Source organism: Anaerococcus nagyae, from assembly GCF_017874535.1.
Taxonomy (GTDB): domain Bacteria; phylum Bacillota; class Clostridia; order Tissierellales; family Peptoniphilaceae; genus Anaerococcus; species Anaerococcus nagyae.
The window spans coordinates 65846-88875 of sequence record NZ_JAGGLS010000007.1; the positions used below are offsets into that span (position 1 = coordinate 65846).

Below are 23030 nucleotides of genomic sequence, written 5' to 3' on the forward strand. Positions count from 1 at the left end.
AGGAGCTTTTAGAGAATAAACAAATCAAGTAATATTTTTTTAGTTTACTTAAGAACGATTAATTTTTGTATCCATATAAATTTTAAAAATTTTCTTTTTTATGATTAAATTATGATTTTGTGGATATATTTTATATAGAGATAAGTCTAATATTAACATTCTTGAAAGGAGGGGTTAAGTTGAAAAGATGGCGAAAATGGATTAATGTTATTTTTGCTATCGCCACATTACTTGCTATATTTTGTTCATATTTCTTGATATTTGATTATGGCAAAGTCAGTGCAACACTAGATAACTACAATAAGCAAAGATGGTTTTTCTATTTCTTAACTGTAGTTGCAATTTTGGGAGCATTATTAGCTTTATATGTTTTTATTAGAGCTCTTGCTCTTCCTACAATTAATAATTATATAATTGATAAAAATAATTCTGGTGAAATGCTTATTACTTCAAAAGCAATTCTAGATAATGTACTCACTACTGTAAGAAAATATCCAGAGATTAGAAGCTCAGATGCTATTGTCAAGGTCAAAAATGGAAAGTCTAACGAAATAAATACTAAGGTTAAATGTGGTGTTTATGAAGGTGAAAACTTAAATTCATTAGGACAAATAATTAAAGAAGATATTGCACAAAGTTTAGAAACTTTCACTGGTTATCCTGTGAATAAGGTAGATATCGAATTCTACGATATTAAAAAAGATTCTAATAAGAGAGTAGTCTAAGAGGGTTCATATGAATAATAATTATGAAAAATTTTCGGATTATCAAAATAATTATGAGAACTCTAAAGAAAAAAATGATAATGAAAAAATAGTTGTAGTTGAAAAAAAGAAAGATAAAGAAGATTCACTTTTTAAAAGTAAATTTAGAAATTTTGAAAGCTCTCATTGGAATGAGTTCAAATATGCATTACTTGGACTTATAGTTTCAATACTATTTTTAACAATAGGTTTTTTTAGAACTCTCTTAATTATAATCTTATACAATATTGGCAAAATTTATGGTAAGTATAAAGATGGCGATCCGGAAACTATATTTAAACTAGAAAAATTTTTTGATAAATATTAAGTAAAAAAGGAGATATTATTATGGCAAATCAAGAAAAATACAATGAAATTGCAGGCGTAAACAAAAAAGAGCAAGAAAAAAAGGAAAAACAAGAAGAAAGAATTGAAAGAGAGCAACGTAGGGAAGATGCTATAAATAACTTCCAAGATAATTTCAGAGATGATAGAGAACAAGCTCATGAATCAAAACTTACTTTCGAAGATTCTGTTATTGAAAAAATAGCTTCAATAGCTTGTCAAGAAGTTCCTGGAGTGCTAGATATGAAAGGTGGATTCTTCTCTGGAATTTCTGAACAATTTGGTGGACGTTCTCTAACAAAAGGAATTTCTGCTGATGTTGGAGAAAAAGAAGCTGCTATAGACGCTTCAATTATTCTTGAATATGGTTATTCAGCTCCAAAAGTATTTGAAGAATTAAAAAGAAATATAGCTCAATCTGTTGGACAAATGACTGGATTAAAAGTTGTTGAAGTTAATGTTCGTGTTGATGATGTAATGACTAAAAAAGAATATGAAATCAAAAGAAGAAATACAAGAAATGAAGACTCTAATTACGAACAAGAAAGTTCATTAAGATAGGATATTAGTAAGTCTTTTACGATCTATAATAACTATTAGACATAAGAATATGTTTGGTAAATAGAGTTCTATAATAAACTAAATTATCCCCAGTGGTATAAAATTCTACCACTGGGGGTTTTATTATTAAAATATTAAGATTAGTAGAATCAAGTCATATCTATAGCTTCTTTTAAAAATAAATTCATAAGATTTATATTACAGCATTATAAAAATAGAAATCACTCCTATTTTTGTTTATACTAATTAATAGAACATCTATATTAACTTTTTATTACATCCACAATATTTATACTCATATATTTCTCAAAAATCTGATAAGATAATCTTAAAATTAGGCTATAAAGAAATAAATCCTTCAAAAATCATTTAAACTTCATTCCAAAAATCGTATCTATTAGACGATGGACTACATATAAAACTTTCTACTAAAGAAAGGATAGATTTTTATTAATTTGTAACTGTCCATTTCCTAAAACTATATGAAACTTTAGTTTACTTTATATTAAACAATAAATAGCTTATAGATTTTTTATCTAGCATCTTATTAAATACATAATAGCTTAACTCTATAAAAATTCCTGGAAATAGTATAATAAGCAAAATGTCAGATATTTTATAAATAACAATTGCTACTAATGCAACTATTGCGTCTAAAAATAAGACATCTACTATGTTTACTATAATTAAAGATATAGAATTTTGAGCAACATCCCTAAATGTCATTTCTGAATATTTTGCCATTAGTAAAAAGCTTAGTTCTATAGCATTTATAATTATAAAACTTAGAATTAGTATAAGATAAAATAAAGCTGTAAATATAGGTCTTATACTTGTTGAAAAATAAAATATATCAACAGCTAAGATTAAAATTAAGCTTACATATAATATACTAACTTTTATATATTTCTTTGTAAAAGAAATAAAATTTTCTTTGAAAAATTTAAAAACTTTTATCTTTTCCTTATATCTTTCATGACTTAGCTTATCATTTAGCTTATATAAAAGTACGTGAGACCCTCCAAAAGTTAAAAAAACTAAGCCTGCTATTATTGATACTACATACATCAAAGACATTATCAGATAATAATATATTTTTTCAAATACTATATGTGCTAAATTTTTAAATTTTCTGTCCATCTTCCACCTCATTCAATTTTATCCACTTTCCAGACTTAAACCTTTTTGTAAATAGTAATCTTCTAAGGCTTTCATCAATTATAAAAACTATCCATACTGATTGAAGACCCATACCAAGCTTATTTACCGCAAGATACGACAAAGGAATTACTAAAGCGTAAGTTGTAATAATTCCTACCATAACAGGATATTTTACATCTTTTAATACATTTAAACTATTAACCAGTATTTCATTGGAAACTCTCATCGGGTCTAATAATATTTGAAAAAACAGCAAGTTTCTAACTATTTCCATAATATCTGGATTAGTTGTAAAAATCTTTACTATATAATTCCCAAACAAAGCTAATATCAAGTTAATTCCCGCTGCTATTAAACTAATCTTATTTGTATTCATAATCCCAAAATCTTCGATCTTTTCAAAGTTTTTTTCTCTATAAAGATTTCCAATAATAAGGTTACCAGAAACTCCTGCAGCAACTCCTATTGAAAATATAAAAGAAGTTATAGTTTGAGTATAGATTTTTGAGCTTACCGCTATTGTTCCCAAGGATGCTATAATTGCTGTTATAATGGTCTGACTAAAGTTATAAGAGATTTGTTCCATAGCAGAAGGTATTCCTAGTGATAATATTTCCTTTTTTAAAGGAAGCTTCTTAAAGGGTTTATCTATTATAAATAATTCTGGAATATTCTTTTTTAATGTAAGAAAAGTTATTATCATTCCCAAAAGTCTTGCCAAAAGCGTTGCAACTGCTATATAAGATATACCTCCCAGATTTAGAATAACTATTAGACTATTTCCTATTATTACAAGTACGGTATTTAAGACAGAAACACTCACCGCATTTTTTACATAGCCAAAAGCACGTAAACTCGCAAGCATCAACGAAGTCATTGCTAAGAAGACTATGCTTAACGAGACTACTCTAATGTATATAGAAGTTTCATCCAATAGTTCTTTAGGTGTTTGCATTAATTGCAGTAAATTTTTGTTAAATAAAAATACACTTAATACTATTAATAATGCTATGATAAGATTTAATATTACAGATTCCTTTAGGATTGATTTCACATACTCTATTCGTGACTTGTCGGCATTTTGAATAATTAATATGCTTGCTCCAAGTACAACTATGTTTGTAATCATAGCAAATATATTCAAAAGTTGATCGGATATACCAATTGCTGCTACCATTTGATCGTTAAAGAGTGAGAATAGAAAAACATTGAAATTTCCTATAAGCGTTAAAAATAATTGCTCTACAATAAGAGGTAAAAACAATTCTTTATATTGGCTCGTAAATAATTTATTTGTTCTCATCAATCTGAATATTTCTAGTTTTTATTTCAAATGGATCTTTGCTTATTTCAATAACAGTAGCACCTTTAGTGACGTCTCCATAAGCTTGATAGCCTGATGAATTAGCATAGGCTAAGTGGATACCAAATAGTGTACTATCAAAATTATTTTCATGATCATGGCCCACTATCATTCCCCAAGTCTCCCCATTAAGCAACATATTAGCAAATAATCCAGTATTAATTTTAGGAGCTGATATTGCTTCATTTGTTTCTTCTTGGACTCCAGAAATGATATTTCCCATACTTTGCCAATATTCTGGGACTGGTATGTGTTGGAAAACTATGCCTCTTTTTATCCCATCACCTTTTTTATATCTAGCAGAAGTCTTTCTAAACCATTCCACCTGCTCTGGACTATCCCACTCATATGTTCCATAGCCAAATTTATCATCAGCACCAGAATCTATAAAGTAGAGAATTGCAATATCCTCTCCCTTATCTTTTAGGCAAATTACATAGGACTCTTTATCATCTATTATAAAGGAGTCTTCCTTAACTGGTTTATTAGTAATGGTATTTTCATAAATTTCACGAAGTTCAGAGCGGCTTATGCCTTCTTCTGAGTCGTGATTGCCAAAGGTTATGGCTAGTGGAATATTATGTTTATCAAAATGCTCCATAGCAATGGTAAATACCTTATCAGAATCTTTAACTCCATCAGACCACATAATATCACCTGTATGCACTATTAAATCAGGCTTCTCTAATTCTAGAATTTCATCAATGAGATCAAAAGTTCTTAAATCGTCCTCATGATGAGGTAAATTTCCAAAGTGAGTGTCGGTAAATTGCACTATTTTAAATGTATTATTTTTAAATTCCATTGCCTACTCCTTAACAGATCCTATAGTTATACCTTGAACAAAATATTTTTGTATAAATGGATACATAATTACTATAGGTAATATTACAACTATAATAGTAGCCATTTGAAGCGAATCCCCTGTTATTTGTACCTTATCAAGTTGTTGATAGGCTGCCCCCGAGTTTTTAGCAAGCACATCTGCTAAACCTTGTTGACGGGTAAGCATATCTTGAAGTAATGTTGCCAGTGGTTTTAGCTTTTGATTTCTAACATAAAAGCTTCCAGCAAACCAGTCATTCCAATGTCCTACAGCTGTAAAAAGTGTAACAGTTGCAAGGGTTGGCTTACTCATTGGCAAAACCATATCAGTAAATATCCTAAATTCTTTCATACCATCGATTCTTGCCGCCTCTACCAAACTCATAGGTACTTGCTGAAAAGCAGACCTTAAAAGTAAAATATTAGTCACGCTATATAAAGATGGAATAACATAAACCCATATAGTATTGGTTAGATTAAGCTGGCTAAGCACCAAATAATAAGGAATGGTTCCCCCACTAAATAACATAGTAAAAAATATAAAAAATGTAATTTTACTTCTGCCTGGTAAATCAGGAATTGTAAGAGCCCAAGCTGCCATACTCATCAAAAATACTCCTGCAACAGTACCAATAACTGTCCTAAATACTGATATAAAAAAACCATTTACTAGATTTTTTTGTTTGAATACTTCATGAAAATTTTCAGTTGTAGGCTTTCTTGGGAAAAATGTAATCCCACCTGTAGCAGCATCCTTACCAGAGTTAAAAGCTAAGGCTAATATGTGTAAAAATGGCAAAATAATTGCAAGGGACATAAGTATCAATACGATATAAAATATGATTTGTGACCATTTGCTAGATTGCATTGGTTTTGTTGTACTTTTCATAATCCTCCCTTATAAAAACAATTCTCCGGAAATCTCCGGAGAATACTATATAAATTTTATTGATTATCTAGCAATATTAAATTTTAAAAAAATTCAAAATTTAATATCACTTATTTAATAAAATAGAATTCGTGAATTGAAATTCTACTACTCATTGGCCCTACCGAGGCGGAGGGGGTGAAATGGGTATATGGGTGTTCATGGAAAGGGAAATAGGGGTCTCCGCTACACCTACGCCCTATCCACTGGTCTAGTATACCTATATTTTTATATTCTAATTAATCTAAATACAAATTTATAATTAATAGAATATTGTATCTCCGTCTTTTTCTTTATCTTCTAGGAATTTACAGAAATCATCTATTCCTGCTTCTTCTAGGCCAGTACGAGCTTGGTCTAGTAGTGCTTTTGCTTCTTCATCACTTTTTGCATAATAAGCTTTTAATAACGCATCATTCCAATCATCAAGAGCTTGAGATAAATTGCCATCTTCTCCCTCAAATTCAAATAAATAAGCTCTTGGATAAAGACCATCTATAACTTCTTTGTTTTTATATTTTTCATCATAATTGTATTCTTCAATGATTTTTTGAGCTTCATTGCCGCCTTCATCTCTTACGCTATCTCCCCAGGATTCTTCACCAAAGTCTTCATAGTTATCCATATCTGTATAAGCAAAGTGCTCACCCCAGAATGCTCTTACTCCTCTAAAGCCTTCTTTGATAGCCTCATCTGGGTTCTCTTCTGCTTCTTTAACTAATTCTTTTTTAGGAACTGGTTTGCCATCTACCATATCGTAGTGTTTACCTTCTAGTCCATAGAAATATAGTAATTTACCTTCTTTAGAAGCCATCCAATCAGCAAATTTTACAACTTCTTCTGGATTTTTTGTAGTTGATGGAATTGCCCAACCTGTATAACCTGACTTATATGCCATTACCATATTATCTGAACCATCTGCTCTTTTAAGATCTCCTAGTGGAATCCATTCACCATTTGCAATCTCTGGTCTATAATTATGAGAGTCAGCTACTATAGCAAATGATCCATTTTGGATCCCCTCTTGGGCACGTGTTTCTTCCATGGTATAGTACTCTGGATCCATAAGACCTTCATCAATCCACTTACGAACTTTAGCTACTCTTTTTTCTGCATAATCTGTCATGCATTCGTGTTTTACTTTATCCCCATCTTTTAAGAATTTTTGGGCACCTTCACCTTCCCAAACCATGTCTCTATATGGCCAAGGTCTATCAGATCCACCCCAAGATGTTGGTCCAAGTGGCACTACAGGGTTACCATTTTTATCCTTGTAATCTCCCTTTTTAATTTTTTCAAGAAGCTTTTGCATATCTTCTGTAGTTTTTATATCATCTGTCTTTACACCAAGATCTTCTGCTATATCTTTTCTCATATACATACCACCGATTGTCTTACGACCTGGATCAGCTTCTTTTCTATTAATGGACATATGAACTAGATATGTTGCTCCATCTTGATCATCTCTCATCATGATATTATCTTTCGTATCTTTTGGTAAATATCCATCTTCAAAATATTTTCCATAGACTTTAGAATTTTTAAGTTCTTCAGATATATCAGCAAACATTCCTTCATTACTTGCTTTTAGAAGTAGAGGAAACTCTGGTCTGCCTGAATTATCTAAATAAAATGCTACTGCATCTGGTAAATCTCCTGAAGAAAGCCCAGCTGCAAGAGCCTCATAAGAGTCTTCATTTGATACAGATTCTATAGTTAAAGTAATGCCAGTTCTATCTTTGATATATTGAGCTATTTCTGGGCTGATAGTATCCTCTCCAGCATCTCCTGCTGATTCAAATACTAGAAGTTTTATTTCTCTATCTGCTATCCAAGTATCTGGCTTATCAGTATTATCATCTGTACTTTCTTTGCTTTTACCAGCTTCTTTGTCATTTTTATCTTCATTTGTAGTTTCTGTTTGTGTAGTCTGATTTTTATCAGTAGCTGTATTTGAATCTTTGGAATTTCCACAAGCTGTCAACGCTACAAGACTCATTGCCATAATGATAGCCTTGCTAAAAGTTTTTTTAATATTCATTATGTCTCCTTTTACCATAAAGAATTTTCGCCAAATTTATCTGCGATTTTGTTTACAATCACTGTCAGTAACAATCCTACAAGTCCTTGGATAAGACCAACTGCTGTTGCTGGGCCATATCTTGCTTTTTCTAGTCCTGTCTTTACTATATATGTATCAATTATCTCTGATACCTTATAGTTTCCTGGATTTTGCATTAAATATACTTGGTCAAAACCTGCTGAAAGTATGCCCCCAAGAGAAATTATAAATAGTATCATAATTGTTCTTGATATACCAGGAAGAGTTACATGCCTTGTTTGCTTTAATCTATTTGCTCCATCAATAGCTGCCGCCTCATACAATGAAGGTGATATACCCATTATTGCTGCATAATATATTATCGAATCCCAACCGACATTTTTCCATAGATATGTTCCAAATACTGCAGGATAGAAAAATTTATTATCCATAAGATAGAACTTAGATCCATCACTTACTCCAATACCTTTAAGCATTACATTAATAAGACCAGTATTTGGTGCAAAAAGTTTATTTAACATACCAATTACAACTACCCAGGATATGAAATATGGTAGATAAGTTATTGATTGGAAAGCAGATCTATGCTTAGTATTTGAAATTTCGTTAAAGATTAGAGCAAGTATTATTGGGAAAGGTAAATAAATAAATAGCTTAATTGCTGATATTATAAGAGTATTTTTGATATATGTTGGCGTTTGCCTATCAGCAAAAAACTCTCTAAAATATTGAAGACCTACCCAGCCTTTGCCATACATACCAGAACTAAAACTAAATTTTCTAAAGGCTAAGATATTTCCTGTCATTGGCCAGTAAGAAAATAATATAAAAAACACTAAAGCTGGTAAAAGCATTAAGTAAAAAGTCTTATACTTTGCTATTTTTTGAAAAAACGTCTTTTTTATAGGCTTAAAGTTAGGATCATAAGCTTCTTGACCAAAACTAGCTGAGCTTAGCTGACTTATAATGCTCGACTGAGCTATTATTTGAGTTTGATCTACGTGATTTTTCATAGTCGGATTGGTGTTTTCCACTATCTCTTTCCTCCTTTCCTATAAAATGCTTATAATCTTTTTTGCTATCTAAGGTAATTCTTTCTGTAGTTTGCCTATCGAATAAATTTACAAAATCTAAATCATAAGCAAGGGTAATATCTTGATTTCTATCAAAATCATCAAGAGTATTTACTTTTGCAATGATATTAATATTATCGATTAAGAAATGAATCAATGTTTCTGATCCTAGCATTTCTGCAAGTCTTACTTTGGTATCAAATTTAACATATCTATCATTTTCACCAACATCCTTAGAAAGATACAGATTCTCAGGCCTTATACCAAAAATAATCTCCTTGCCCATATAACCCCTTAAAGCAAGACCATTTAGCATAACATCACTTATCTTTAGTAGGCTTGTCTTAGTCTCTAATCCCTTCTCTGTTACTTTCACAGGAATGAAATTCATAGCAGGTGATCCCATAAAGCCTGCCACAAAAACATTATTAGGATATAAGTATATATCCTTAGGTGTTGAAACTTGTTGTATAATACCATCACGCATCAAAACAATTCTATCAGCCATGGTCATAGCCTCAACCTGATCATGAGTTACATAAATAGTAGTATTACCAAATTCCTTAGAAATATTTGATATTTCAGATCTAGTTTGGACTCTAAGTTTAGCATCTAAATTGCTTAGTGGTTCATCCATTAAAAATACCTTAGGATTTCTTGATATAGCACGACCTAAAGCTACTCTTTGCCTTTGCCCTCCTGATAGTTCTTTTGGAAGTCTATCAAGATATTCGGTAAGCCCAATAATACTAGCAGTTTTATCTACCCTTTGATTAATCTCATCTTGGCTCATATTTTGCATTCTTAAACCAAAACCCATATTTTCTGCCACAGACATATGTGGATATAGAGCGTAGTTTTGAAAAACCATAGCTATATCACGATCCTTAGGATGGACATCATTCATTAGCTTTTCTTCAAAATATAATTTACCAGATGTAATATCTTCCAGGCCAGCAATCATCCTAAGTGTTGTAGATTTTCCACAACCGCTAGGACCAACCAGTACTATAAACTCACCATCCTTTATATCAAGATTAAAATCACGAACTACGTGCTCTCCTTCAATATAATCCTTATAGATGTTCTCGAGTTTAATGTTACTCATCTAGTCTCCTTATAACTAAAAATTTTTGAATGCTTAATTAATTTCAAAATAAATATTAGTTTCTTATTTCCATAATTTAAATAAGCTTGTCAAAAAATCGCATTCATTATTAGATATTAGATGATAATTGTAAACTAGATATTATACAATTGTAAAATATATAAGTCTTTGATTATCAATGTATTTGAAGTTTTTTTATAAATTTTGTAAAAATACTTTGTATATTATTTACAAAATTTATATATATGTAAAGTTTAGATAAAATTTTAGTAAAATCTCCACAAAAAAATAGCTAAGTAACTTAAAGTACTCAGCTATTTTTTAATAATATCAACTTATTATAAAAGTTCTTTTCTCACTCTCTTTTTCATTAATATCATATTAAATATTCCCTTAAACACAGAAGTTAATGTCATAGCAATCCACACTCCTGCCACTCCAAATATCGGCATAAACACTAAAGAGAATGGGATTCTCATAGTATTTAATATTATAGCTATCCTTGCTGGAGTCTTGGTATCTCCCATACCATTAAAAGCTCCTGTAAGTCCAATTTCTACTGCCATAAATATTTGAGAAACAGATAAAATAGCAAGATATAAGGCTCCAAGCTTTATTGTCTCTGGATCGCTTGGGACAAATATTCTTATCAGCTGATATCTAAAGATAAATAAAACTAGCATGGATATAGCACCTATAAAAAATACTATCTTAAAGGACTTTTTGATAACTTCATGTACCCTATCAAGAAATTTGGCACCATAATTCTGCCCAACCATTGCAGCTATACCTATTTGCAGACCTTCTGTAGTATTCCACGTTATAGATTCAAGCTGACTACCTGCAGAGTAGGCAGCCACCGCTGCTTCCCCAAATCCTGCCATAAACTTATTTAGCATCATACTAACAAAAGCCATATAAGCATTCATCAAGGCAGATGGAAGCCCTAGCTTAAATATTTGACTCATCCATTCTACTCTAAGATCCCAAGAACTTATGGAATTCTTTAGAAGTTCATTCTTTCTAATAATTCTGACTACAAATATTACACTAACAATAATTTGAGCCAGTACCGTAGCTATGGCTGCACCTTTAACCTCAAGTCTAGGTATAGGACCCCATCCAAAAATCAAAATTGGATCTAGGATAATATTTGCTATAAGACCAATTGAATTGATCTTAAAAGGTGTTAAAGAGTTTCCTAAAGATTGAAAACTTTGAGAAAGAACTGGATTTATAAAGAAAAATGTTATACCTAAAGCTAATATGAATATATAATCTTTAGCATCTTGGCTAGCAACATCTGATAATTTAAAAAACCCAACATATAAATTTCTAAAAATAAGTAGTATTAAAGTATATATAATGGCTAGTATAATAGTTAAAATATAACCATTGTTTAGAACTCTAACTGTTTCTTTCTTGTTCTCTCTTCCAAAAGCTTGTGAAGCAAAAACCCCCATACCAACTTTGGGTATCATAGTAATAGAATTTGCAATCCATATCAAAAATCCTGCAAGTCCAACACCTGCAAGGGCATTAGAACCTAAGCGTCCTATAAAAAACATATCTACAAAACCGTAGGTAATCTGGATAAAAGCAGTTAAGGCTAGTGGTATTGATAATTTTAAAAGAGAAGAAGTGATATCACCCTTAGTCAAGTTTACATTTCGATCCATAAGCCCTCCTTTTTTAATATTTTACAATCATTTTGTAAAATTTCACAGAATTTATATAAGTTATGATTTAGCTATAAAATACAAAAAAAGAATGATTTATGGAAAACTTTACAAGTTGGGTAGTAACTTAAAAAATGCTTCATTAGAGATTGCCTTAATCTTAGAAAGATTAATGTTTCTATTACAATCGAAGAAATTAAAAATGATCCTAAAATTGGATTAGAGAATATAATAAATATATTACAAAATACACAAAAAACCTAATAGGAATTCTTATTAATTGATCAAGATAACTTTTTAAGAAAAAACTTGACAAATAAATATGGAAGCGTTAGACTATAGATGTAATGTAAGCGCTTACAAATTATTGAATAGGTGATTATATGGATATTTATGATATCGCACAGAAATCTGGATATTCTATCGCTACTGTTTCAAGAGTTCTAAATAATTCTGATAAAGTAAGTGATAAAGCTAAGGCAAAGATTTTAAATATTATTGAAGAAAATGACTATACTCCTAATAGAGTTGCAAGATCTCTTGCAAAAAATAAAACTTCTCTTGTTGGAATTATGGTTCCTGACATTAGAAAGTACTTTGAGTCACAATCCGCTTACGAGCTTGAACAAAGGCTTAATGCAAATGGATACCTCACTCTCCTAGGTGACAGTACTAATGACTTAACTAGAAAAAAAGCTTATCTCAACCTTTTAAGACAAAATAAAGTGGATGCTATAGTATGTGTTGGTTCAACCTACGAGCAGAATGATTTTTATGATGAAATCCTAAAATTATCAGACGAGATTCCTTTTGCTATGGTAAATTCCAATCCAATTAATAAAAGTAAAAATATAAGTTATGTTTATATAGATGAGATTGATGCTATGAAAAAAGCTTTATCTCACCTTTATCAAAAAGGCTATAAGCAACCTATGTTTGTTTCTTATGAAAAAAACTATGCTACGAGGTCTTACATAGCTAAAAAAGCTGGCTTTATAGAAGCACTTGATGAACTTTATAAAAGTTCTGATTATATTGAATTTAAAATAAAGGATTTAGAAAAAGATTTAAAAAAATTAAATGAATTTTTAAAAGTTAACTCGAAAATAGATTCAATTTGCTTTGAACTAGACTTTCTAGCAATTCCAGCCTTTAAGTATTTGATTAATCAAGGAGTAAATATTCCTCATGATATTGGTATTATAGGTTTTGATAATATTGATGCTACCAATTATGCTAGTAAAAAAATTACATCAATAGATCAAAATGTAGCGTTACAGGCAGATATAGCAACCAAAAGTCTTATAGATTTGATTGATAATAAAGAACTTGAAAAAAATAGCAATATGATAGAAGCAAAACTAATTATTAAAGAAACAACTTGATAAATATTAGTTAAATAATTCTATATTACTTATCCCATTATTTTAAAAACTTTATTTTTAAAATATGGGATAAGCAATAAAAAATTCAATCTCTGAAATTAATTTATTTTTTTATTACAATTGTAAGCGGTTACATATAGGGTTAAGAATTTCAGTAGAATATATGTCAGTATTATGTTTCAAAAGTAAATGAATTTAGTATTAAAGCTACTCCCATACTTTGCTTAATAAAATTATAGAAAGGAATAATAATGGAACTTAAACTTACAAATATAGATCAAATAAAAGAAAAAGTTGATCATAAAATTAATTATGATGTTAAAAAACTAAGAAAAGATTCTATAAAAGATCCAAAATGGCTTGCATTTGGATCTGGTAACATATTTCGAGGCTTTATAGCTCGTGTTGGTCAAGATATGATTAACTCAGGCAAATTTGATAGAGGAATCTCTGTTGTAGAAACTTTTGATCCAGAAATCGTAGAAAAAATTTATAAACCTTTTGATAACCTAGCATTATCAGTAACCCTTCATAAAGATGGGGACTTTGATACAAATTTAATATCAAATCTTGCCGAAGCTCTTACTCTTGCTGATAAAGATAGAATAAAAGAGATCGCACTTAACAAAAACTTAGAACTAATGAGCTTTACAATCACAGAAAAAGGCTACAACTTATACACTTCTACTGGAGAACTTATTGATATAGTAAAAAACGATCTAGATTCTAACCCAGAAGATGCTAGACATCTCATGAGTATAGTTACAAACCTTTTATACCAAAGATATAAAGATAGCAAGTCTCCTCTTACCCTATTAAGCTTAGATAATGCTAGCCATAACGGTGATTTAGTTAAAAAGTCTGTCATGATGATTGCTGAAAAGTGGAATGAAAATGGCAAAGTCGAAGATAATTTCCTAGAATATCTTAAAAACGATATATCTTTCCCACTTTCTATGATAGATAAAATCACACCAAGACCTGCTGGCATAGTAGCTAAATACGTAGAAGATCTTGGATTTAGTAATATGGATACAGTTATTACAGAAAAAAATACCTACATTGCGCCATTCGTGAATAGTGAGGAGGCAGAATATCTAGTAATAGAAGATAGTTTCAAAAATGGTCGTCCTCCTTTCGAAGAAGCTAGTGTGTATATGACAGATAGATATACTGTAAATCAAGTTGAAACTATGAAAGTTACAACCTGTCTTAACCCACTTCACACAGCTCTTGCAACTTATGGTTGTATACTTGGATATGAGTCTATTGCAGAAGAAATGAAAGACAAGGAACTCGTAGACTTTATCAAAAAAATCGGCTATGATGAAGGATTGCCAGTGGTTATCGATCCAAAAATTATAAGTCCAAAAGAATTTATAGATGAAGTAATTAATATAAGGTTTCCAAACCCAAACATGCCTGATACTCCTCAAAGAATTGCAACTGATACAAGTCAAAAAATATCAGTAAGATTCGGTGAAACTATAAAAAGATATATGGAAAATGACAAACTAGATTCAGCAACTCTCACATATATTCCTCTTGCAATAGCAGGCTGGCTAAGATATTTACTAGGAGTTGACGATAAGGGAAATGACTTTGAACTTTCTCCTGATCCACTAAGGGATGAATTAAGAGAAATTTTTGCTAATATAAAATTAGGAGAAGAGTTAGAAGATATCAAAGCTATCCAAAGACTATTATCAAACGAAAAAATATTTGGTGTAAACTTAGCAGATGCTGGACTAGATGATAAAGTTATTAAATACTTTAGAGAGCTAATAGCAGGACCTGGAGCTGTTCGTAAAACTTTAGAAAAATATCTGTAAGATTAAAAATGGAAAGGAATAAAACTTATGAAAATGACATTTAGACATTATGGTAATGACGATCCTATAAAGCTTAAATATATCAAACAAATCCCAGGTGTAACTGGAGTTATGTGTATGATGAATGAGTTTGAAGCTGGCGAAATTTGGGATAAGGAAACTTTTCAAAAATATGTTAATGAAGTTCATGCAGCAGGTCTTGAATGCGAAATCATAGAATCAATTAACGTTCATGAAGACATTAAAATGGGTCTTCCAACACGTGATAAATATATAGAAAATTATAAACAATCACTTAGAAATGTTGCAGAATGCGGTGTGAAAACTGTAATCTATAACTTCATGCCAGTATTTGACTGGGTTAAGACAGAGCTTAAACATGGACTTCCTGATGGCTCAAATACTTTAGCCTTTGACCAAAAAATGGTAGAAGGACTTACGCCTCGTGATATGGTAGATGGAATTCTTAAAGGCGCTGGAGACTTTCAATTACCTGGCTGGGAACCAGAAAGGCTTGAGCTTTTAGAAGAAGTTTTAGAAAAGTACAAGGATATCGACGAAAAGAAGCTTCGTGAAAACTATAAATACTTCCTAGAAGCTATTATTCCAATCTGCGAAGATCTAGGAATCAAAATGGCAGTCCATCCAGACGATCCAGCTTGGCCAATATTTGATATACCAAGAATAACCTCTACTGTAGAAGACCTAGAAAAAATTGTAAATTTAGTAGATAGCCCATCCAATACCCTTTGTCTATGCACTGGTTCTCTTGGCTCCCGCAAAGAAAATGATATTCCTGCTATACTATATGACTTTGCTAAAAGAGGAAAAATTGGAGCAGTCCATGCTAGAAACATCAAATTTACAGGAGATAGAAAATTCTATGAAGCAGCTCATAAGAGTGATTATGGTTCTCTAGATATGTATGAAATCATGAAATCCCTCAAAGATGCTGGATTTGATGGATATATTAGACCAGATCACGGACGTATGATTTGGGGAGAAGAAGGACGCGCAGGCTATGGTCTTTATGATAGAGCCTTAGGAGTAACATATCTGAATGGTCTTTTAGAAGCAATCGAAAAAGACGAAGATAGATACGATTCTAAGAAGAAGTATTAGATGATTTAGATGGTCTGACTAATGTTAGATCATCTAAATAATTGAAATTTGAGGATAACAATGAAATTTAATAAGAAATTAATAACTCTAGTTTTATTCTTTGGACTTATTTTGACTTCTTGTGGATCAAATAAAACCAATAGTAAGACTAATACCGATAAAATTATCATAAGAGTAGGTCATAACCAATCGCAAAAACACCCTACTCATCTAGGTCTTATAGCCTTTGAAAAATACATAGAAGATAACTTAGGCGATAAATACGATGTGCAGGTATTCCCATCAGAACTATTGGGATCTCAAACAGATATGGTGCAGCTTACACAAACAGGAGCTATAAATATATGCGTAGCTAGTAATGCAATACTAGAAACATTTGATAATGTATACGAAATATTTAACTTACCCTATCTATTTGTTTCTCCTGAATCCTACCACCATGTTATGGATGATAAATCTATAACAAATCCAATCTTTACATCTACAAAAGATGCTGGATTTGAGGCTGTAACTTGGCTAGATGCTGGTAGCCGTTCCTTTTATACCAAAGATAGGCCTATAGAAAGTGCGAATGACCTTAAAGGACTTAAGATTAGAGTACAGCAATCTCCTACTAATGTAAAGATGATGAGCTTATTAGGCAGTTCTGCATCTCCTATGGGATTTGGCGAAGTTTATACAGCTTTACAGGCAGGAATTATAGATGGTGCTGAGAATAATGAAATGTCCTTAACAGATAATGGGCATGGCGATATTTGTAAATACTATTCATATGATATGCACCAAATGGTTCCAGATATAGTAATTGCAAACTATGACTGGCTTAATAAGCTACCTGAAAAAGATCGTAAAGTGTTTGAAGAAGGGTTCAAGATACTAAATGAGACCCAAAGAAAAGAATGGGTAATAGCCGTTGAAAACGCCAAGAAAAAGGCAGCAAATGAACAAGGAGTAGAATTCATATATCCAGACCAAAATGAATTTGTAAAAAAAGTTGCACCCCTTACAGATGAAGTTCTAAAAAGAAATACCAAACTTCAGCCTTACTATAAGGCAATACAAAAATACAACAAAGAATATCCAGCAAAAAAGGAGATTGAGTAAAATGAGGAAAGTATTAGATAAAATAAATAGATTCTTATCTGCAGCTACTCTTTTTGTAATGCTTATATTTGTAATATGGCAAGTATTTACTAGATATATACTTAAAAGTCCATCAACTTGGTCAGAAGAGCTTGTAAGCTTTCTCTTTGCTTGGACTACCTTATTTGGAGCAAGCCTTATAGTAAGCGAACGCGATCATATGAATATACCTGCCTTTGTAGAAACGAAAAGTCCAGTTTTTCAAAAAAACATGGCTATATTTTCTGAAATAATGATATTTTTATTTTCGCTTTTTGTTCTCACATATGGTGGAATAAGAATTACAAAGCTTGCTTTAAACCAAATGACCTCATCTTTAGGAGTAGCTATAGGAATATTTTATATCCCACTCCCCTTTACCGGAATTATCAACATGATCTATTCTCTAATGAACATAGTTGATATAGCAAAAGGAAGGGTGGTCTTTATCCAAGCCGAATCAGCAGCGGCTAGTTCTGAACGCATAGCAAATCAAGCAAGTGTTGCCAAGTTTAAAAACGAAAATGATATAGATAAGCTAAAAGAAAACAAATCAAAAACTAAAAAATCAGATTATAAGATACCTCAAAATGATGATAAATTAGTATTTGAAAGTAATAGCAACAAAGGAGAGTAAAATGGGTGGACAAGCCTTAGCAGTAATTTTAATATCATTAGCTATACTCTTACTATTAGGTGTACCAATAGCTTTTTCAATAGGTATAGCTTCAATTATAACAATATTATCAACTATAGATTTAAATGTAGCAGTGCTTACTGCGGCCCAACGAACATTTGTAGGAATGAGCTCATTTACCCTTACAGCAATTCCATTTTTTATACTAGCTGGCAACCTCATGAACGAGGGTGGTATAGCAAAAAGACTTGTGAATTTTGTAATGGCAATACTTGGCAAACTTCCTGGTGCACTCCTTGTAACAAATGCGGGAGCTAATGCACTTTTTGGAGCAATCTCAGGATCAGCCTCAGCTGCTGCTGCAGCGGTTGGTTCCATGGTAAAAGAAGGAGAAGAGAAAATGGGATATGACAATGCTCTATCTGCAGCAACAAATGCAGCAAGTGCACCAGCAGGGCTACTTATACCCCCAAGCAATGCCCTTATAACCTATTCCCTAGTTTCAGGTGGTACTTCAATAGCAGCTTTATTCCTTGCAGGATATATACCAGGACTTATATGGACTCTTGCCTGCATAATAGTTGCAGTTCATATCGCAAGAAAAAAAGGATATCAAGGTGATAAAGATAAGTTTTCTTGGGCAAATCTAGGACGTGCAACTCTTGCTGCACTACCTGCTCTTGGACTAATCTTTATAGTAATAGGTGGAATTGTAGCTGGAGTATTTACAGCTACAGAGGGATCAGCTATATCAGTAGTTTATTCACTCATATTAGGGCTTATATATAAGAATCTTAACTTTAATAAAATAATAGACATCATTATAGAATCAGCGAAAATGAGTGCAATTGTAGTATTTTTAATAGGTGTAAGTAATATCTTATCTTGGGTTATGGCTTTTACAGGTATACCACAAATGATAGGAAACGCTCTATTATCAGTAACAGAAAATCCAATCATCCTACTTTTAATAATGAATATTATCCTACTCGTATCAGGTACCTTTATGGATGTAACTCCAGCTATACTTATATTTACACCATTATTTTTACCAATAGTAGAATCCTTTGGAATGAATCCAGTTCAATTTGGGCTTATAATAATTTATAACCTATGTATAGGGAATATTACTCCACCGGTTGGAAACACTTTATTTGTGGCCATCAAAGTAGGAGATACTTCCCTATCCAAAGTCATGCCATATATGATTAGATACTATCTATTCATACTAATAGGACTAGTACTTGTTACCTATATTCCTGCTATAACACTAGCTTGGCCACAAAGTGCAGGATTACTATAAAGGAGCTTTAGATGAAAAAATTTTTAACAAATGACTTTCTATTAAATACAGAATATGCAAAAATACTTTATCATAACTATGCAAAAGATATGCCTATTTTTGATTGGCACTGCCACCTTGAAGCAGAAGAAATATATAAAAACGAAAAAATAAATTCTATAACAAAGGCCTGGCTTGGAGGAGATCACTACAAATGGCGAGTGATGAGAGCAGTTGGTATAGATGAAGATCTTATAACAGGAAATGCATCGGACCTTGATAAATTCAAATCCTATGCTGCTACAATGCCTAACCTAATAGGCAATCCAATCTATCATTGGACACATCTAGAGCTAAAAAAATATTTTGATATAGACTATTGCCTAGAGCCTGATACGGCAGAAGAAATATTTAATATTACAAACGAAAAATTAACTCAAGATGATTTTAGACCACGTGAACTTATCAAAATGAGCAATGTGGCTGCAGTGTGTACTACAAATGATCCTATAGATGATCTTCACTATCACGACTTACTAGCAGAAGATGAAAGTTTTCAAACAAAAGTAAAACCAGCATTTAGACCAGATAAGGCCATATCCATAGAAAAAGATAGCTACACTAGCTATATAAAAGAATTATCAGAAGTAGCAGGAGTAGAGATTAATTCATTTGATACATTAAAAGAAGCTTTAGAAAAAAGAATGAATTTTTTTAAAGAAAAAGGATGTGAAGCAAGCGATCAAGCTTTCAAATACATTCCATTTGAAGAAATAAGTGATAAAGAAGTAAATGAGATTATAAGAAAGAAATTAAATGGAGAAAAACTTGAAATAAGGGAAGAAGATGCTTATAAAACTGCTCTTATGATATGGTTAGGTAGTAAGTATAATGAACTTAATTGGGCTATGGAACTTCATATAGGTGTTATAAGAGATAACTCAACTAAGCTTTACAATAAACTCGGTAATGATGTTGGAGCAGATGCAACAAATGATGAGCCTTGGGCAGAAAATCTTGCTAATCTCTTAAATATAATCGAGCAAAAAGGAGCAATTCCAAGAACTATAATATTCCCACTTAACCCAGCCGAATTCTACCCAGCTTCGACAATTGCAGGTTCATTTAATAGAGGGAATGATGAAAATGTTCTAACAGCACAGATAGGACCGAGCTGGTGGCACATAGACCATAAGGAAGGAATGCTTGATCAGATGAAAATTATGTCTGCAACATCTGCTTTTGCAAAATCTATAGGTATGATAACAGACTCAAGATCCTTCCTATCATATCCAAGACATGAATACTTTAGAAGACTTTTATGTAGATTTATAGGAGAAATTATAGCTGATGGTGAATATCCATGGGATGAAGAATTCTTAGGAAATATGGTAAAAGATATTTGTTTTAATAATGCTAAAAACATTATAAAAATAGACTTGTAGGAGGCAAGAATGTTAAAATATGACGTATTAAATAAAGTTCACGAATTAGGAATTGTTCCAGTTATTAGAGGAAATTCAAGCAAAGAAGCCCTTGATTATTGTAAAGCCTTAATCGATGGCGGAATAGATATACTTGAAGTAACTTTTACTATACCAAATGCCTTAGATGTATTTAAAGAACTCAATGAAGAGCTTCCTGAAACAGTTACTCTTGGAGCAGGTACTGTGATGGATAGCACAACTGCAAGACTTGCAATCTTAAATGGAGCAAAATTTATAGTATCCCCAGGATTTGATAAAGAAGTTGCAAAAATGTGTAATCTATACCAACTACCATATATACCGGGTTGTATGAGTTTTACAGAAATAACAAAAGCATTGGAATATGGAGTAGATTTAATAAAACTATTCCCAGGTTCTCTAGCAGGACCATCCTATGTAAAAGCAATTCACGGTCCACTTCCAACAGCAAATATCATGCCCACAGGCGGAGTTAACTTAGATAATCTTGAAGAATGGTTTAATGCTGGAGTCTTTGCAGTAGGAGCTGGATCAAACCTTGTAAAAGGTAACCATGATGACATAGTCTATCAATCTAAAAAATATCTAGAAACTATAAAAAAGGTACGTAGCTAAATGAAAAAAATAGTAACCTTAGGAGAGATTATGCTAAGACTCTCACCTCCAGGATATGAAAGATTTCTGCAAGCAAACAGCTTTGACATAAACTATGGAGGCGCAGAAGCAAATGTAGCCATAGCCCTTTCTAATCTTGGTTATGAAACTCAATTTGTAACAAAAGTACCAGACAATGCAATAGGCCATGCTGCAATAAATTCTCTAAGAAAATACGGTGTTCACACAGAAAATGTTATTTTTGGTGGAAATAGATTAGGTTTATACTATCTAGAAAAGGGATACTCTGTAAGAGCTAGCAATGTAATTTATGACAGAGCAGATTCAGCTTTTGCTAATGTAAAAATCGATGATTTTAACTTTGATAAAATTTTTGATAAAGCTGACTTATTCTTAGTTACAGGTATAAGTCCAGCAGTAAGTCCTAATGCTTGTAAACTTACAAAAAAGGCTCTAGAATTTGCCAAAGAAAGGGGATTAACTATAGTTATAGACGTAAATTACAGAGCAAAAATGTGGAGTCTAGAAGATGCTAACGAGACTATGAAAGACTTACTCAAATATGCTGATATAATTATAGGTTTTAGTCCAGATATCCTATTAGAAATTAAAGACGACTTAAGTGATGACAAACATGAAAAATTACTAAAGAGAATGGTTGAAACTTATGGAGTTAAAACCGCAGTCTCTACCTTTAGAAAAAGCCATTCGGCAAACCGCAACTCCTTATACGCAAGACTCTACGATGGCAAAAAACTATACACTAGTAAAGAATATAGCTTTGATATAGTCGATAGAGTTGGTGGAGGAGATTCATTTACAAGCGGTCTCATATCAGGATTATTAGATGGTAAAGATACTCAAGAAACTCTAGAATTTGCCACAGCTACAAGCGTATGGAAACATACTATATTAGGAGATGCTAATGTTTTAAGTAAAGAGGAAATAGAAAAGCTTTCAAATGGAGGATCTACTTTAGTACAAAGGTAACTTAAACCGTAACTTTTTTAATACATTATCTCCTTTTCTTTAACTTTATAAATTTTATATATGTAGTAAAATCATCAAAAATATCTAAGCATTAGGAGTTAAAGATGAATGCTAATTTTAAGATTGATGGAAAAATTTTGGAAACGGATAGACTTATACTAAGGGCTTTTGAAGAATATGACTTGGATGATTTTTATGAATATGCTTCTATCGCTGGAGTGGGAGAAAAAGCCGGTTGGAAACACCATGAGAGCAAGGAAGAGTCAAAGAACATCTTAGATAATTTTATAGAGGATAATAAAACCTTTGCTATTTATCATAAGAAAGATAATAAAACTATAGGATCTATTAGCGTAGAAAAATATGGACCAGAAGAGGAACTTATAGAATTCAAAAGTTATATTGGTAGAGAATTAGGCTTTGTATTAAGCAAGAATTATTGGAGATGTGGTCTTATGAGTGAGGCAATATTTAAAATCATTGAATATTTATTTAATACTCTAAACTATGATTTTTTATTAGCAGGTTATTTCGCTTACAATGAAGCGTCCAGAAATCTCCAGAAAAAATGTGGCTTTAAAGCTTATAAAAAAACAGTTTTTACTACAAATATAAATACCAAGGAAGCTGGCACATTAAATATTCTATTAAATCCTAATAAAAATATAAACATTAAACCCAATTATCTATAAACTTTTTTAAAAAAAATCAAAATCGGCTACTACATTTTA

At 31.6% G+C, this 23030-nt stretch carries 21 protein-coding genes; 13 read left to right on the forward strand and 8 right to left on the reverse strand.

Features of this window, described 5'->3' with window-relative positions:
• The first annotated feature begins 179 nt into the window (after positions 1-179).
• Genes amaP through J2Z39_RS06520 form a run of 3 tightly spaced genes read left to right on the forward strand, consistent with a single transcriptional unit; the run spans position 180 to position 1649 of the window.
• The gene (amaP, locus tag J2Z39_RS06510) at positions 180-725 is read left to right on the forward strand and encodes an alkaline shock response membrane anchor protein AmaP (RefSeq protein WP_181965156.1); all 546 of its coding nucleotides are present in this window, start codon (positions 180-182) and stop codon (positions 723-725) included.
• A gap of 10 nt (positions 726-735) precedes the next feature.
• Positions 736-1071, forward strand: a complete 336-nt coding sequence (locus J2Z39_RS06515) for a DUF2273 domain-containing protein (RefSeq protein WP_117522250.1) — start codon at positions 736-738, stop codon at positions 1069-1071.
• A gap of 20 nt (positions 1072-1091) precedes the next feature.
• Positions 1092-1649, forward strand: coding sequence for an Asp23/Gls24 family envelope stress response protein (locus J2Z39_RS06520; protein ID WP_209814386.1), 558 nt, complete (start codon positions 1092-1094; stop codon positions 1647-1649).
• A gap of 495 nt (positions 1650-2144) precedes the next feature.
• Here the strand turns inward: J2Z39_RS06520 and J2Z39_RS06525 are convergent, their stop codons facing one another.
• From J2Z39_RS06525 to J2Z39_RS06560, 8 genes are all read right to left on the reverse strand, one after another.
• A complete protein-coding gene (locus tag J2Z39_RS06525; RefSeq protein WP_209814388.1) occupies positions 2145-2789 on the reverse strand; it encodes a YesL family protein in 645 nt (214 codons plus the stop codon).
• Positions 2773-4113 carry an MATE family efflux transporter gene (locus J2Z39_RS06530; RefSeq protein ID WP_117522253.1) on the reverse strand — a complete coding sequence of 447 codons (1341 nt, stop codon included), beginning with the start codon at positions 4111-4113 and terminating at the stop codon, positions 2773-2775. The genes J2Z39_RS06525 and J2Z39_RS06530 overlap by 17 nt, the downstream gene beginning before the upstream one ends.
• Positions 4100-4978, reverse strand: a complete 879-nt coding sequence (locus J2Z39_RS06535; protein WP_209814390.1) for a metallophosphoesterase family protein — start codon at positions 4976-4978, stop codon at positions 4100-4102. The genes J2Z39_RS06530 and J2Z39_RS06535 overlap by 14 nt, the downstream gene beginning before the upstream one ends.
• A 3-nt stretch (positions 4979-4981) precedes the next feature.
• Entirely contained in the window at positions 4982-5887 is a 906-nt protein-coding gene (locus tag J2Z39_RS06540; protein ID WP_117522255.1) for a carbohydrate ABC transporter permease, read from the reverse strand.
• Between the two features lie 301 nt (positions 5888-6188).
• Positions 6189-7967, reverse strand: a complete 1779-nt coding sequence (locus J2Z39_RS06545; protein ID WP_209814392.1) for an extracellular solute-binding protein — start codon at positions 7965-7967, stop codon at positions 6189-6191.
• An 11-nt stretch (positions 7968-7978) separates the two neighbouring features.
• Positions 7979-9022, reverse strand: coding sequence for an ABC transporter permease (locus J2Z39_RS06550; RefSeq protein WP_209814394.1), 1044 nt, complete (start codon positions 9020-9022; stop codon positions 7979-7981).
• Positions 8931-10169, reverse strand: coding sequence for an ABC transporter ATP-binding protein (locus J2Z39_RS06555; RefSeq protein ID WP_209814396.1), 1239 nt, complete (start codon positions 10167-10169; stop codon positions 8931-8933). The genes J2Z39_RS06550 and J2Z39_RS06555 overlap by 92 nt, the downstream gene beginning before the upstream one ends.
• Before the next feature lie 338 nt (positions 10170-10507).
• Entirely contained in the window at positions 10508-11848 is a 1341-nt protein-coding gene (locus J2Z39_RS06560) for an MATE family efflux transporter (RefSeq protein ID WP_209814398.1), read from the reverse strand.
• A gap of 383 nt (positions 11849-12231) precedes the next feature.
• Here J2Z39_RS06560 and J2Z39_RS06565 point away from each other — a divergent pair, with 383 nt between their 5' ends.
• The 10 genes from J2Z39_RS06565 (at position 12232) to J2Z39_RS06610 (ending at position 22991) form a co-directional block, all read left to right on the forward strand.
• A complete protein-coding gene (locus tag J2Z39_RS06565) occupies positions 12232-13233 on the forward strand; it encodes a LacI family DNA-binding transcriptional regulator (protein ID WP_209814400.1) in 1002 nt (333 codons plus the stop codon).
• A 251-nt stretch (positions 13234-13484) separates the two neighbouring features.
• Positions 13485-15065 carry a mannitol dehydrogenase family protein gene (locus J2Z39_RS06570; protein WP_209814402.1) on the forward strand — a complete coding sequence of 527 codons (1581 nt, stop codon included), beginning with the start codon at positions 13485-13487 and terminating at the stop codon, positions 15063-15065.
• Positions 15066-15092: 27 nt separating this feature from the next.
• Positions 15093-16187: a mannonate dehydratase gene (gene uxuA / locus J2Z39_RS06575; RefSeq protein WP_117522262.1), complete on the forward strand. Its 1095-nt coding sequence runs from the start codon at positions 15093-15095 to the stop codon at positions 16185-16187.
• A gap of 60 nt (positions 16188-16247) precedes the next feature.
• Positions 16248-17291 (forward strand): TRAP transporter substrate-binding protein, encoded by a 1044-nt coding sequence (locus J2Z39_RS06580; RefSeq protein ID WP_209814404.1) that lies wholly within the window; start codon positions 16248-16250, stop codon positions 17289-17291.
• 1 nt (position 17292) lies between these two features.
• The gene (locus tag J2Z39_RS06585; protein WP_209814406.1) at positions 17293-17946 is read left to right on the forward strand and encodes a TRAP transporter small permease; all 654 of its coding nucleotides are present in this window, start codon (positions 17293-17295) and stop codon (positions 17944-17946) included.
• A 1-nt stretch (position 17947) separates the two neighbouring features.
• Positions 17948-19249 carry a TRAP transporter large permease gene (locus J2Z39_RS06590; RefSeq protein ID WP_209814408.1) on the forward strand — a complete coding sequence of 434 codons (1302 nt, stop codon included), beginning with the start codon at positions 17948-17950 and terminating at the stop codon, positions 19247-19249.
• 11 nt (positions 19250-19260) lie between these two features.
• Positions 19261-20673, forward strand: coding sequence for a glucuronate isomerase (gene uxaC / locus J2Z39_RS06595; protein ID WP_209814410.1), 1413 nt, complete (start codon positions 19261-19263; stop codon positions 20671-20673).
• Between the two features lie 9 nt (positions 20674-20682).
• Complete coding sequence (locus tag J2Z39_RS06600; RefSeq protein ID WP_117522267.1) at positions 20683-21309, forward strand: bifunctional 2-keto-4-hydroxyglutarate aldolase/2-keto-3-deoxy-6-phosphogluconate aldolase; 627 nt, start codon at positions 20683-20685, stop codon at positions 21307-21309.
• A complete protein-coding gene (locus J2Z39_RS06605; protein ID WP_209814412.1) occupies positions 21310-22299 on the forward strand; it encodes a sugar kinase in 990 nt (329 codons plus the stop codon).
• Between the two features lie 104 nt (positions 22300-22403).
• A complete protein-coding gene (locus tag J2Z39_RS06610) occupies positions 22404-22991 on the forward strand; it encodes a GNAT family N-acetyltransferase (RefSeq protein WP_209814414.1) in 588 nt (195 codons plus the stop codon).
• Positions 22992-23030 lie beyond the last annotated feature (39 nt).

What these genes read in the sequence shown, in the direction of transcription:
- J2Z39_RS06590 (WP_209814408.1), top strand. Translation starts at nt 17,948, where the DNA reads ATGGGTGGACAAGCCTTAGCAGTAATTTTAATATCATTAGCTATACTC.
- J2Z39_RS06585 (WP_209814406.1), top strand. Translation starts at nt 17,293, where the DNA reads ATGAGGAAAGTATTAGATAAAATAAATAGATTCTTATCTGCAGCTACT.
- J2Z39_RS06520 (WP_209814386.1), top strand. Translation starts at nt 1,092, where the DNA reads ATGGCAAATCAAGAAAAATACAATGAAATTGCAGGCGTAAACAAAAAA.
- J2Z39_RS06600 (WP_117522267.1), top strand. Translation starts at nt 20,683, where the DNA reads ATGTTAAAATATGACGTATTAAATAAAGTTCACGAATTAGGAATTGTT.
- J2Z39_RS06545 (WP_209814392.1), bottom strand. Translation starts at nt 7,967, where the DNA reads ATGAATATTAAAAAAACTTTTAGCAAGGCTATCATTATGGCAATGAGT.
- uxaC (WP_209814410.1), top strand. Translation starts at nt 19,261, where the DNA reads ATGAAAAAATTTTTAACAAATGACTTTCTATTAAATACAGAATATGCA.
- J2Z39_RS06515 (WP_117522250.1), top strand. Translation starts at nt 736, where the DNA reads ATGAATAATAATTATGAAAAATTTTCGGATTATCAAAATAATTATGAG.
- J2Z39_RS06540 (WP_117522255.1), bottom strand. Translation starts at nt 5,887, where the DNA reads ATGAAAAGTACAACAAAACCAATGCAATCTAGCAAATGGTCACAAATC.
- J2Z39_RS06610 (WP_209814414.1), top strand. Translation starts at nt 22,404, where the DNA reads ATGAATGCTAATTTTAAGATTGATGGAAAAATTTTGGAAACGGATAGA.
- J2Z39_RS06580 (WP_209814404.1), top strand. Translation starts at nt 16,248, where the DNA reads ATGAAATTTAATAAGAAATTAATAACTCTAGTTTTATTCTTTGGACTT.
- J2Z39_RS06570 (WP_209814402.1), top strand. Translation starts at nt 13,485, where the DNA reads ATGGAACTTAAACTTACAAATATAGATCAAATAAAAGAAAAAGTTGAT.
- J2Z39_RS06560 (WP_209814398.1), bottom strand. Translation starts at nt 11,848, where the DNA reads ATGGATCGAAATGTAAACTTGACTAAGGGTGATATCACTTCTTCTCTT.
- J2Z39_RS06530 (WP_117522253.1), bottom strand. Translation starts at nt 4,113, where the DNA reads ATGAGAACAAATAAATTATTTACGAGCCAATATAAAGAATTGTTTTTA.
- J2Z39_RS06555 (WP_209814396.1), bottom strand. Translation starts at nt 10,169, where the DNA reads ATGAGTAACATTAAACTCGAGAACATCTATAAGGATTATATTGAAGGA.
- J2Z39_RS06535 (WP_209814390.1), bottom strand. Translation starts at nt 4,978, where the DNA reads ATGGAATTTAAAAATAATACATTTAAAATAGTGCAATTTACCGACACT.
- uxuA (WP_117522262.1), top strand. Translation starts at nt 15,093, where the DNA reads ATGAAAATGACATTTAGACATTATGGTAATGACGATCCTATAAAGCTT.
- J2Z39_RS06605 (WP_209814412.1), top strand. Translation starts at nt 21,310, where the DNA reads ATGAAAAAAATAGTAACCTTAGGAGAGATTATGCTAAGACTCTCACCT.
- J2Z39_RS06525 (WP_209814388.1), bottom strand. Translation starts at nt 2,789, where the DNA reads ATGGACAGAAAATTTAAAAATTTAGCACATATAGTATTTGAAAAAATA.
- J2Z39_RS06565 (WP_209814400.1), top strand. Translation starts at nt 12,232, where the DNA reads ATGGATATTTATGATATCGCACAGAAATCTGGATATTCTATCGCTACT.